This window comes from Streptococcus sp. HMSC076C09, assembly GCF_001837905.1.
In the GTDB taxonomy this organism is placed as follows: Bacteria; Bacillota; Bacilli; order Lactobacillales; family Streptococcaceae; genus Streptococcus; species Streptococcus parasanguinis_I.
Genome location: NZ_KV834649.1, coordinates 51,092 through 62,793 on the forward strand (window position 1 = coordinate 51,092; position 11,702 = coordinate 62,793).

An 11,702-nucleotide genomic window follows, 5' to 3' on the forward strand; every position below is an offset into this window, starting at 1 on the left:
TCCTCCTTTTACTCGACTTCTGGCATTTGGCGCACATCGACAAAGCGACCAGCGATTGCTGCTGCAGCGGCCATTGCTGGGCTACAGAGATGGGTCTTAGCCCCAAATCCTTGACGATCTTCAAAGTTCCGGTTGCTAGTAGAAGCACAGTGGACGCCATCTGGAACCTTGTCTGGGTTCATTCCTAGACACATGGAGCATCCTGGATCACGCCATTCAAAGCCCGCATCCATGAAGATCTTGTCTAAGCCTAATTTTTCAGCGGCTTGCTTAACTGGACGAGAGCCAGGTACCACAATAGCAGTTAAGTTTGGCGCAATTTTTTTGCCTTTCACAAACTTGGCTGCCAACTCCAAATCGCTGAGACGCGCATTGGTACAAGAACCGATAAAGATATAGCCTAATTCAATGTCTGCTGGTTTTTGGCCAGGTTCAAGATCCATATAATGATAAGCCCGTTCATCATTCATGTCCCGAATCTCTGGAAATGGAGTCTCAAAGTCCACTCCCATAGAAGGATTGGTCCCCCAAGTCACCATCGGAGCAAGATCAGATACATCCATACGGATGACCTTATCATAAACGGCATCGTCATCACTGACTATAGTCTTCCAATCAGCTACTGCGGCCTCAAAATCATCTGGCACACATTCGCGTCCCCGGAGGTAGTCAAAGGTCGTCTCATCTGGATTCATGATCCCCATTTTGGACCCGAACTCGATCGACATGTTACAGATGGTCATGCGTTCTTCCATGGTCAAGCGATCAATTGCTTCTCCCCGATACTCTACGACATAGCCAACTCCACAAGCAACACCGTAGCGCGCTATCAAAGCTAGGATGTAATCCTTTGAATAGATCCCTTTTTGTGGGGTTCCGGTGAATTCAACCAACATTTTCTTTGGTTTGACTTGCCAGATGGTTTGGGTGGCAAAGACATGCTCCACTTCACTGGTTCCAATCCCAAAGGCAATGGCACCAAAGGCTCCGTGGGTTGCGGTATGGCTGTCTCCACAGACAATAAATTTTCCAGGCTGTGTCCGACCGGTTTCAGGGCCCACCATATGAACGATTCCTTGCTTAGCAGAACCATGGGCAGCATGATCAATCCCAAAGTCCACCACATTCTCAGCTAATTTATCAATCTGGGCTTTTGAAATCACATCACGAATATCAAAAATATTGACCGTTGGAACATTGTGATCAAAGGTTCCAAAGGTTAAATCGGGTCGTCGGACCTTGCGTCCTGCATCCCGTAATCCTTGAAAGGCTTGCGGACTCGTCACTTCGTGGATGTAGTGTTGGTCCACATACATGAGTTGGGGTTGCCCTTCCACTCCTGTAATAACATGGCGGTCCCAAAGTTTATCAAAGATTGATTTTCCACTCATCGTCTTTCTCCTTTTATCTTCTTGTTAGGAAATCCATTGAAGGATTAGAAAGAGGGCACCTGCTAAAAGTAGGCTACTGCCCCACCAGCTAGCTTGAAAATACCATTTCCGCACCTTGTGGTGAAAGAGATATCCGCCTAGTAGAGCTCCGAATCCACCAAGTAGCCAGCTCTCGAGTAACAGGACCTTTTCAGGAATCCGCCACCTCTTTTGGATAGCTTTTCGTTTATCTAAACCATAGGTCAGAAATACGATACTATTCCAAATAGCAATAAGAACTAAACAGCGATCTCTCCAAGTCATCTTAGAGATTCCCAATAATGGCTGCAGTCATCTCAGCAGTAGAAGCCTGACCACCTAGATCTCGCGTTAAGATTCCTTGATTCAAGGTTTGATTGACAGCTTCTTCGATCATTTCTGCACCTGCTGTTTCTCCAAAACTGTCTCGGAGCATCATGGCAACGGACAGGATCATGGAGATCGGATTGGCAATGCCTTGACCAGCAATATCAGGTGCTGAACCATGAATCGGTTCGTACATACTTGGCCCTTGGTCAGAATGACTAGCAGATGGCATCACGCCTAGTGTTCCTGGAAGGACGCTCGATTCGTCAGATAAGATATCTCCAAATAAATTCTCTGTTACGACGACATCAAAGCGAGCTGGATTGGTGATCATGATCATGGCTGCACTATCGACAAGCTGGTGCTCTAAGGTCACATCTGGAAATTCTTTGGCAACTTCTTCTGCTACTTGGCGCCATAATTTAGATGTTGCAAGGACATTTTGCTTATCGATACTGGTCACTTTCTTGCCACGTCCTTGCGCAATTTTGAAGGCTTGGCGCATAATCCGACGGATTTCTTCTGCGCTGTAATCATTGATATCGCGCGCTGTATCTTCTTTCAAGATATGCTCTCCAAAGTAAATCCCACCTGTCAATTCACGCACGACTACAAAGTCGACACCCTCGATACGCTCTGGTTTCAAAGGAGACAGATGTTTTAAGGCGTCAAAAATCCGTACAGGACGAATATTGGCAAAGAGATTTAATTCCTTGCGAATAGCGAGCAGGCCTTGTTCTGGACGAACAGGAGCATGGTCATACTCAGGACTCCCGATGGCTGCGAGAAGAATAGCATCCGCTCCTTTAGCTGCTTCGAGAGTATCTTGGGGAAGTGGGTGGCCAGCGGCATCAATCCCAGCACCCCCAAAAGGTTTGTCTTCTAGACTATAATCAAAGCCAATTTTGGGAGCAACGGCTGCGAGAACCTCTAGTCCAGCTGCCATGATCTCAGGGCCAATCCCATCTCCTGCAAGTGTTACAATTTTCTTTGTCATGTTCATTTCCTCTTAGGCTTGTGGAAGATCCCGGTAAGAGACAGTTCGTCCCATTTCACCCGCATTCTCTTTTTGAACCAGCGTATTGGCATTGATATAAGCAATGGCAGAGGCTTTTAATACGTCAAAGTCCAAACCAGAGGCATTGAAGATCGTATCTGTATCGACATTTTCCACCGATACCAAGACACGGGCTTGAGCGTCGATCCCATCTGTCACTGCATCGATATTGTAAGAGGTCAAGCGAACGGTTTGGTTGAAGAATTTATCAATCGCATTAAAGATGGCTTCAACCGACCCTTGACCATTGGCAAGGAACTCAAGCACTTCCCCTTCTTCATTGCTGAGGCTAACTGCTGCTGTAATCGTTTCGTCTGCATTGGTGGTTAAGCGGAGATCGTTAAATTGGAATCCTTCTGGATTTTCCACTGCTGTACCGGCAACAAGGGCGCGGATATCGGCATCTGTGATCTCGTGTTTCTTGTCTGCCAGAGATTTGAACTTAGCAAACAATGGCTTGATGTCTTCCTCTGTAAATTCCAGTCCCAACTCATGCAGTTTTTCGACAAAGGCATGGCGACCAGACAATTTTCCAAGCGGAAGGCTGTTGCTCTTAACACCCACCAACTCAGGGGTGATGATTTCATAAGTAAGAGGATTTTTAAGGACCCCATCTTGGTGGATTCCAGACTCGTGTGAGAAGGCATTGCCACCAACAACTGCCTTGTTTTTAGGAATTGGAATACCAGAGTAACGAGAGACCAACTCAGAAGTGTTGATGGTTTCATTAAGGACAATCGGACTCTCCACTTGAAAATAGTCTTCGCGAATATTGAGAGCAACTGCTACTTCTTCAAGCGCCGCATTGCCGGCCCGCTCCCCGATTCCATTAATGGTTCCTTCGACACGACGGGCACCATTTTTAACAGCAGCGAGGCTATTCGCCACGGCCATACCTAGGTCATCATGGCAATGAGGGGAATAGATAATCTCGCGGTCTGTCTTGACATGGTCAATCAAGTATTTGAAAATGGCACCGTACTCTGCTGGTGTCGTAAAACCGACTGTATCAGGAATGTTGATATAGCTGGCACCAGCATCGACTGCAGTCTGTACGACTTGCAAGAGGAAATCCAATTCCGTCCGGGTCGCATCTTCGGGAGAGAATTCCACAATCTCAAATTTTGAGCGAGCGTAAGAAACGTGCTCTTTGATCGTTTCAAGGATTTCTTCCTTTGTCTTGTTGAGTTTAAACTCCCGGTGAATCGGACTGGTTGCGATAAAGACGTGAATTTGTGGATACTTAGCATCCTTCAAGGCTTCATAACAAGCATCAATATCTGATTTGACAGAACGGGCCAAACCTGTCACGGCTGTCTTGGTCAAGACCTTGGCAGTCTCTTGCACAGCTGTGAAGGAATCAGGACTAGCTGCAGGAAAACCTGCTTCAATAGCAGAAATGCCCCATTTTTCCAATTGTTTAGCAATGGCAATTTTTTCTTTGATAGAGAAATTAACTCCTGGAGTCTGTTCGCCATCCCGAAGGCTGGTATCTAAAAATTCAACTTTACGCATAGGGTCTCCTCATTTCTATGTAGTGGATATAAAGAAAAACATCTCACTCGGTTAACCAAGCGAGATGTTTTTGCCCGCTTGGTAAGCCAAACAGGACTAATGCTTCTGCACTAGCCCTTATACCTCAACAACAAAGCAAATTGAATAAACTTAGCTGTTTTCATGTTTGACTTTCTCCTTTGTTCAATGTCTTGTTTAGTATTTTAGCATAGGGAAAAAGCAATGTCAAGAATTTTCTGTAATATTCTGAATTTTTTGAATAGAAACAAAATAAAGCTTTCAGTTCTAGTTAGATTGAGGATAAAGTCATCTTAGAAACTTTCCGTCATGAGAATAGTGCTAGAAACACTATTGTTTCTAGCACTCGGAATTATTGAACCTAAGGAAATTTTTTAAGATGATTGTGAATTCAATTTGAATAGCCTCTTTCGCCCTACTTCTTCTGATACAAATCAAAAACGATCTTGTCATTATAGAGATCAATGGTATTGGCCTTGACGTAAATTCCAAAATCATTGTCAATTTTTGGTAGTACAATGGTAATGGTAGACTCCTTTGGAGAAATCTGGATAAAATCTGGGATATTTTTATTTTTGCTTAAAAGTCGCAAAACCATTTTTTGTGGAATTTGAAAGGTTCCGACTGAAAAATCCTTCACCGTCAAGAGAATATTCCCGTTTTCCAATTTGGATGGTTGAAAGTAAATATATAAGGGATACTCCTTTCCTAAGAGACTCAACTGCCCTTCTAATAGGATTTGCTGATTGTCCGCATAGACCTTGTAGTCGGACAGCTTATATTTTTTCAGAAGCGATTTGATGGTATCATTGAGTTGATCTCGAGTCGTTGTCATGGTTCCAACTTTGACATCTTTGGTTCCAACTGCTTGATGAAGCTGACTAACATCTTCTCTTGGCGTCGCTAAGCGTCCTTGCACAACTATAGCGAAGGCTAAGAGAAGGCTGACCAAGCCTAAAAACAACCATTTCCAAATATTGATTTTTTGAAGGAAGGGGACCTTCTCTTTGTTGGGATTATTTTTGACTCCAAGTTTTCTTCGTGGCATTGATTTTCTCCAATATTGCTTGTTTCATCTTTTCATAGCCCGTATTGTTGGGGTGAAAACTATCCTCTTCATACAGGGCATCATTGATAACGGTTGTCTTCCCGTCACTGATTTCTGATACGCCCATTTTTCCATCAATTCCTTTATAGAGTAGATCATTGATCGGAACGAAATAGACCTGATCAAATTGCGCGATGGTTTCTTCTGTCGTCTCATTCCAACGATCTACAGCCGTCTGGATACTAGTTAATTCAGGAAAATTCAGGTAAAGAGGATTGTAGATCCCCACTACATAAATAGGAAGATGGGGATTGTCCTTTCTGGCCTTTGTAATAATTTCTTTGAGGTTCGCTGTATAATTCTTGAGCGGCTTTTGGATATCCGATAGGGAAAAGTCACTCAGATGATCGACAACGACTTTGCGCAGGTCATTTCCCCCAACCGTTAAGGTCATGACACGCGCCTTTTTGAGATCCTTCTGAAGATCTGTTTGCTTCTTGAGTCGATCTAAGATCTGAGCACTTGTATTCCCAGCTACTCCATAGTTGACAGGCTGGTACTGACCGTCATTTTCATTGGATAGGCTTTGGGCAAGAATGGGCACGAAGCCCCCTTGCTTGGTGCTATCCCCTACTCCTTCAGTCAGTGAATCCCCTAGAGCTACATAAGTATAGGTGATTTCTTTCGCAGCCGTTTTGGGCTTGGTCATACGAGGGGATGCAGTTGGTAGCAGAGCACGAAATAGAAAGACAAAGACAAGAAGGCTGGTTAAAAAGAAAACCAAGCCTTGCATCATTTTTTTAAGATTCATATGAATACGATCGCTTATCCTTGAAAAATCACTTGTCCATCACAGATTGTATAAGCAACTTTCCCTTTTAATGTTTCACCCACAAATGGTGAATTGCCAGCTTTTGAAGCGAAATGATCCGATACCAGACGATCTGCTTCTGGATCAAAGATGGTTAAATCAGCCGGTCCATCCACTGCGATATAGCCAGCATCAAAATCATAGAGACGTGCTGGATTATAGGACATCTTTTCAAGCAATTGCATCAGGCTTAAATGGCCAGCATGCACCAAGTAGGTCAAACCAATAGAGAGCGAAGTTTCAAGCCCAGTCATGCCAGATGGTGCTTTGGTAATATCAGGAACATTCTTCTCATTTGCATGGTGAGGCGCGTGGTCAGTCGCAATCACAGAGATGACGCCTGACTTCAAGCCTTCAATCACTGCTAGACGGTCAGATTCCAAGCGAAGAGGTGGATTCATCTTAGCATTGCTTCCCTTAGTCAAGAGCAGACTTTCTGTTTTCGAAAAGTGTTGAGGTGCCACTTCTGCCGTCACATGAGCACCTAATCCTTGGGCAAATTCCACCACCTTGACACTTTCTTCCTTGGAAAGGTGTTGGATATGGAGGTGAGCACCTGTCGCATGGGCAATCATGGCATCACGCGCAGCCATTGAATATTCAGCTACACCCGTCGCCCCACAGACATGGAAGTGTTCCTTGGCAATGTTTTCATTCAAACCAAGAATGCCATTCAACTCAGGGTCTTCTTCATGCAGACTAATAAAGGTTCCTAGACGCTTAGCTTCTTCCAAAGCTTGGCGGACAACCTTAGTGCTTTGAAGGGGAATCCCATCATCTGAAAATCCTACTGCACCAGCCTTAAGCAGGCCTTCAAAATCTGTCAGGTGTTGACCGTCAAAGTTCTTAGTCACCGTCGCAACCGTATGAATGTGAAGATTTTCCTTGGCTGCAGAATCTAAGACTTCCTCTAAGGTCGTAATATCTGAAATGGTCGGATTGGTATTGGCCATCATGACCACTCGAGTAAAACCACCAGCAGCTGCGGCTAAGGCACCCGTATGAATGTCTTCTTTATGAGTTTGACCGGGTTCGCGGAAATGCACGTGTACATCGATCAAACCAGGTGCCACAACCAGACCAGTAGCATCAAGGACTTCTTGTCCATCCGTTGGGAGGTTTTCAGCGATCTCTACAATTTTCTTTCCTTCGATACGAAGGTCACAGACTTGATCCAAGCCGGTCTTGGGATCCATGACGCGACCATTTTTAATGACAACCATTGCATTCTCCTTTATTCATAAAAATCAACATGCGACTCTAACAAACGGTCGCCGTCATAGCGAAACATTGCAGAAAAGAAGGGTTTATCCTCCAACAACCACTCGACAAAGGTGTGGTCCCCTTCCCAGGTTGGTTTTGAGAGGACTTGATCATAAGGTACCCACTCCAAGGTCCCTTCGTTACACTCGATCAGTTCTCCCTCAAAATCTGTTACCTTGAAGACATAGGTATACCAGTCCAAATCTGGAGTAAACTCGGGAAAGGTAATGATCCCTTTCAAGACTGGCTTGGCTCTAAGGCCCGTCTCCTCAAAAATCTCACGCGCAGCACACTCCTGTGGGGTTTCCCCGCGTTCTAATTTTCCTCCAACTCCGATCCATTTACCTTCATGGACATCATTGGGCTTTTTATTGCGATGCAACATGAGAAATTCTTTCCCATTGTCAATGTAACAAATCGTTGCTAATTGTGGCATTTCTTTCTCCTATCTTAACCAATCAATCGGCTCACGTCCCGCCTCTTTCAAAAATTGATTGGTTTTTGAAAAGGGTTGGGAACCAAAGAATCCTCGGTAGGCCGATAAAGGACTTGGGTGAGCTGATTCAAGGACCAGATGTCGATCGTGGGTAATCAGAGGCTTTTTCTTACGGGCATAAGATCCCCAGAGGATAAAGACAACAAGCTCCTCCAACTCATTGACCACCTTAATCACAGCATCTGTGAAAGGCTCCCAAATTTGTCCTGCATGGCCATTGGCCTGACCAGCAGGCACCGTCAAGCAGGCATTGAGTAAGAGCACGCCTTGCTCTGCCCAAGAGGTCAGATCATGGGAACGCTTCTCTCCGATATCTGAGCGCAATTCTTTGAGAATATTTTGCAAAGAAGGCGGCGCTGGTACATGATCTGGAACAGAAAAACTTAAGCCCTGCGCTTGATCCGGTCCATGGTAGGGATCTTGGCCTAAAATCAAGACCTTGACCTGATCCATCTCTGTCGTCTGCAAGGCCTTAAAGACCTTGTCACGCGGTGGATAAACCACTCCTTTGCTATAGACTTCATTCATAAAGTCATTGATCTGGTGAAAATACCCTTCTGGAAGATGGGATTTGATGGCTTCATGCCAGGGTGAATGCTGCATGGAAACTCTCCGCTATCCAATAAATTCTTACCTTCCATTATACCACATTTGGCGCAGATCCACTGGATAAAAAAGAGGCTGAACATTTTTGTCCAACCTCTGTTTCTGCCTGTCAAACAAGCGAGAGCTTTTATGTATTTTCTTTCTTGGTAAATCCTGCTAGACCGATCGAAGCGACTAGTAAAATTTGCGGTAAGAATTGGATGAGGTAGCGGGTCTTCCCACCTTCAAAGATGGTCAAAAAGAGCAAACCACCAAAGACCGCTAAGGAAAGGAAGTTAAAGTCATCTGTATCTCGACGTTTGAGATAAGCTCCAACCAAACCAGCCGATAGGATGATCCAGATCACCTGCTTGACAAATTCATAATACTTGTACTGCGGTCGATCAATGCTGAGGAAATAGGTCCGCACCCATTTTGCCAAACCATTATTTTTAGTCAGAGGTGCATAGAGAGGATTGATAAAAGGCGTCTTCTCATACTCTACATCTCGGTAGAGCCAGCCCAGGGTTCCTTCTGCTACCGTCAAGGATTGCTTGTAGTAGATATGCCCGATCAGACCGAACGGTCCGTACTCCTTGAGACGGCGCTTGATTTCTTTGATCACATTTTCTTTTTTAAAGAGGCCATTGTTGTAATCCGAGCGCTTGTCCTCATCGATATAGGCCAGCAAGCCTTCTTTCATATCTTCTTGGTTATGCCCCATATCCGTCAAGCCTAGATTGATAAACAAGAGTGGTCCTTTAGCCAAACCTTCTTGTTTCAAAATTGGTACAACTGTTTGATGATTGACCGCTGTATTCAATCCTGCAAAGACAAAGCCCGTCATCATCACTGTCACCGTAGCAATCTTGCCAAAGGACTTCCAGTTTCCTCTAAAGAAGAGGACAGCCCAAAAGGCAATCATGATAATAATCGTCGTTGGACGGATCAACATGGTCACGCCAGATAAAATCCCTAAAGCAAACATCTTCTTCCAGGAGACTGCTTGATCTTCCTTTAAGAGATCCAAGGCCCACCATAATTGAAGGGCAATCAAAGGAAGCGGCGGAATATCTGTATACATGGAATAGAAATAAGGCGAGTAACAGATCAAGCTCACATAGAAGAGATAGACCAGATCAGCCGTTTTTTGATTGAAATGCTTCTGGGACAGCTTGTACAAGAGAACTGCACCCAGATTGACATAGAGGATATTGAGAGCCTGCATGACCCACAGACCGCTAGAGCCAAATAAGACATAGAAAAACTTCTCGTAAAGAAAGAGCGGAATGTTATTGGGATTGCGACTGAGGTAGTTGGTGATAGAGGATTGCTTAAGAAGATCAAAAGCCCCTTTGAAAACAACCGCAGCATCCCGACGGATAAAGAGCTCCGCACAGACCATAACAATCAACTGAAAGACAAGGGCTCCAAGCAAGAAGCCTTTTTTATGCCGGGTCAACCAAGCAAAGGCACTCTTTAGCCCATCGCGTTTCAACCAGGCTAGCAGAAATAGCAATCCAGCACCTAAAATGGCTAGCCATGAAATCTCTCTCAGATAGGTCACACTGATCAAGAACCAGTGAACCATCACTAGCAACATGACAACATGAAGCATCCCAAATAGAATACGTTTACTTTTCGATAACATAGGTCCATTATATCAAAAAAACAGCATTTCTGCTGTTTTGGGGTGATCAACAACTGTAAAGTGCAAAGAAAAGTTGTTCTGAAATGTAATTTATAAACATACTCATTTTATCGAAGCAATTTTTAACTCTTAACCTTAACTAACAGACCTAAAATACTAGGATTAAAATGCATATTAACCCAAGATAAATTCCAACCGTTAGAATCATCCCGATTTTATAGAAACCGACTAAGCCGGCATATCGTTCGACAAAACCAATTTGTGGCTCGTTTGGATTATAAAAGACTGTCATAGGAGACCCAATTGGGAATATCATCCGCAAATCCAGATTTTTACCTGCTCCAAGAACATAGGTTCTATCGAAAACATTGGTTTGTCTTGACTTAGAAGAAGTCTCTCTGAAATAAGCGTAGGTAAAGGTCTTTTGGTATCTTTCGCCCCCGACTTGATACTCCACCACAGGCAGAGAAATAAGCAGTTGATTTTTTGAATCAAAAGCAACGACTTCTCCCATAACTTTTGCGGTTGATTCTGTTTTCACTTTTATTTCACGACGATACAAGGTGTAAAAGATAAGCAGCATGATCAAGAAAACAAGTGTCAAGATTCCCAAAATTAACCAAAATAATGTTGCTGTCATTAATTTTTCACCCTTTCACATAAACTAGTTGATTTCAAACCACTTGAAAAATCATCTTATTCTCCTCTTTTCAACCAATTCTGTTGTTGCGCCTTTTCTGCAAGACCTTTTGCTTTATTGATATCCAGTGATGTTGAATCCGAAGGGGCGTTAGATTCGATTTCTTCTTTCAATTCTTGTAAGGTTTGAACATCTTTCGGAGTCAAATTTGAGACCGTGCTAGATCCTTTTTCTGTCGAATTTTCTGGCACAGACTGGATCAAGCGATAGGTCTTAATCACTTCAGTTTCTGCGTCTGTTGTCGGAAGAGGACGATAAAACATAAAGAAACCAATAATGACAATCAGAAGAGACGTAATGGATACAAGAAACCCTTTTTGCAGATTCTCTACAGTTATTTTAGTATCTTTAGTAGACAAACTCTTCCATTCTGGATGTTCTTCCTCAGCTTCTTTTTTGGCGTTGAAAGCAGGGGTAACCAAGACTTGGTTCATCAAAGTCAGTGCCCCCAAGGCCATCAATAAAAATGGGATATGACGTGATTTACTTATGACCACTAAAATTCCTCCCGCAATAGCAATCAAACTGATGATGATATTGACGGTAAACCATACCCGAGCCTGCTTCTTCATTTGCAAATAATCTTCTTTTGACATCTTCTTCTCCCTTAAAAATAGATTTTCCTTCATCCATAAAAACAATTACTACTATCATACCGGATTTTACTTTGAGATTCAAGTTAACCACAAACTAGTGAAAAGAGTATAAAAAAGAAGCGTTAAAAACGCTGTACTGACCCCAAAAAGTTAGACAAATAATTTA

Annotated in this window: 12 protein-coding genes; all 12 read right to left on the reverse strand. The window is 43.6% G+C overall.

What is annotated here, in order from left to right; genetic code table 11:
• Positions 1-8: 8 nt before the first annotated feature.
• Positions 9-1,391, reverse strand: a complete 1,383-nt coding sequence (leuC, locus tag HMPREF2704_RS08820) for a 3-isopropylmalate dehydratase large subunit (protein ID WP_024055810.1) — start codon at positions 1,389-1,391, stop codon at positions 9-11.
• A 24-nt stretch (positions 1,392-1,415) separates the two neighbouring features.
• Positions 1,416-1,694, reverse strand: a complete 279-nt coding sequence (locus tag HMPREF2704_RS08825; protein ID WP_049474889.1) for a DUF1294 domain-containing protein — start codon at positions 1,692-1,694, stop codon at positions 1,416-1,418.
• 1 nt (position 1,695) lies between these two features.
• Entirely contained in the window at positions 1,696-2,733 is a 1,038-nt protein-coding gene (gene leuB / locus HMPREF2704_RS08830; RefSeq protein ID WP_049474888.1) for a 3-isopropylmalate dehydrogenase, read from the reverse strand.
• Between the two features lie 12 nt (positions 2,734-2,745).
• Positions 2,746-4,308 (reverse strand): 2-isopropylmalate synthase, encoded by a 1,563-nt coding sequence (locus HMPREF2704_RS08835; protein WP_070846295.1) that lies wholly within the window; start codon positions 4,306-4,308, stop codon positions 2,746-2,748.
• 433 nt (positions 4,309-4,741) lie between these two features.
• Positions 4,742-5,374 (reverse strand): YpmS family protein, encoded by a 633-nt coding sequence (locus tag HMPREF2704_RS08840; protein WP_021153114.1) that lies wholly within the window; start codon positions 5,372-5,374, stop codon positions 4,742-4,744.
• Positions 5,343-6,185: an SGNH/GDSL hydrolase family protein gene (locus tag HMPREF2704_RS08845; RefSeq protein WP_070846296.1), complete on the reverse strand. Its 843-nt coding sequence runs from the start codon at positions 6,183-6,185 to the stop codon at positions 5,343-5,345. Before HMPREF2704_RS08845 ends, HMPREF2704_RS08840 begins: the two co-directional genes overlap by 32 nt.
• Before the next feature lie 14 nt (positions 6,186-6,199).
• On the reverse strand, positions 6,200-7,468 hold the full coding sequence (locus HMPREF2704_RS08850; protein WP_070846298.1) for a dihydroorotase: 1,269 nt from the start codon (positions 7,466-7,468) through the stop codon (positions 6,200-6,202).
• Positions 7,469-7,479: 11 nt separating this feature from the next.
• Complete coding sequence (locus HMPREF2704_RS11310) at positions 7,480-7,944, reverse strand: NUDIX hydrolase (protein ID WP_003003493.1); 465 nt, start codon at positions 7,942-7,944, stop codon at positions 7,480-7,482.
• A 9-nt stretch (positions 7,945-7,953) separates the two neighbouring features.
• Positions 7,954-8,607 (reverse strand): uracil-DNA glycosylase, encoded by a 654-nt coding sequence (locus tag HMPREF2704_RS11315; RefSeq protein WP_070846300.1) that lies wholly within the window; start codon positions 8,605-8,607, stop codon positions 7,954-7,956.
• A 130-nt stretch (positions 8,608-8,737) separates the two neighbouring features.
• Positions 8,738-10,240, reverse strand: coding sequence for a glycosyltransferase family 39 protein (locus tag HMPREF2704_RS08865; RefSeq protein WP_070846302.1), 1,503 nt, complete (start codon positions 10,238-10,240; stop codon positions 8,738-8,740).
• A 148-nt stretch (positions 10,241-10,388) separates the two neighbouring features.
• Positions 10,389-10,880 (reverse strand): DUF3592 domain-containing protein, encoded by a 492-nt coding sequence (locus HMPREF2704_RS08870; protein ID WP_070846304.1) that lies wholly within the window; start codon positions 10,878-10,880, stop codon positions 10,389-10,391.
• A gap of 56 nt (positions 10,881-10,936) precedes the next feature.
• Positions 10,937-11,536, reverse strand: a complete 600-nt coding sequence (locus HMPREF2704_RS08875) for a hypothetical protein (RefSeq protein WP_070846306.1) — start codon at positions 11,534-11,536, stop codon at positions 10,937-10,939.
• Positions 11,537-11,702: the final 166 nt, after the last annotated feature.

Excerpts from the sequence above, each read along its gene's own strand:
- leuC (WP_024055810.1), bottom strand. The coding sequence starts at position 1,391 with ATGAGTGGAAAATCAATCTTTGATAAACTTTGGGACCGCCATGTTATT.
- HMPREF2704_RS08825 (WP_049474889.1), bottom strand. The coding sequence starts at position 1,694 with ATGACTTGGAGAGATCGCTGTTTAGTTCTTATTGCTATTTGGAATAGT.
- leuB (WP_049474888.1), bottom strand. The coding sequence starts at position 2,733 with ATGACAAAGAAAATTGTAACACTTGCAGGAGATGGGATTGGCCCTGAG.
- HMPREF2704_RS08835 (WP_070846295.1), bottom strand. The coding sequence starts at position 4,308 with ATGCGTAAAGTTGAATTTTTAGATACCAGCCTTCGGGATGGCGAACAG.
- HMPREF2704_RS08840 (WP_021153114.1), bottom strand. The coding sequence starts at position 5,374 with ATGCCACGAAGAAAACTTGGAGTCAAAAATAATCCCAACAAAGAGAAG.
- HMPREF2704_RS08845 (WP_070846296.1), bottom strand. The coding sequence starts at position 6,185 with ATGAATCTTAAAAAAATGATGCAAGGCTTGGTTTTCTTTTTAACCAGC.
- HMPREF2704_RS08850 (WP_070846298.1), bottom strand. The coding sequence starts at position 7,468 with ATGGTTGTCATTAAAAATGGTCGCGTCATGGATCCCAAGACCGGCTTG.
- HMPREF2704_RS11310 (WP_003003493.1), bottom strand. The coding sequence starts at position 7,944 with ATGCCACAATTAGCAACGATTTGTTACATTGACAATGGGAAAGAATTT.
- HMPREF2704_RS11315 (WP_070846300.1), bottom strand. The coding sequence starts at position 8,607 with ATGCAGCATTCACCCTGGCATGAAGCCATCAAATCCCATCTTCCAGAA.
- HMPREF2704_RS08865 (WP_070846302.1), bottom strand. The coding sequence starts at position 10,240 with ATGTTATCGAAAAGTAAACGTATTCTATTTGGGATGCTTCATGTTGTC.
- HMPREF2704_RS08870 (WP_070846304.1), bottom strand. The coding sequence starts at position 10,880 with ATGACAGCAACATTATTTTGGTTAATTTTGGGAATCTTGACACTTGTT.
- HMPREF2704_RS08875 (WP_070846306.1), bottom strand. The coding sequence starts at position 11,536 with ATGTCAAAAGAAGATTATTTGCAAATGAAGAAGCAGGCTCGGGTATGG.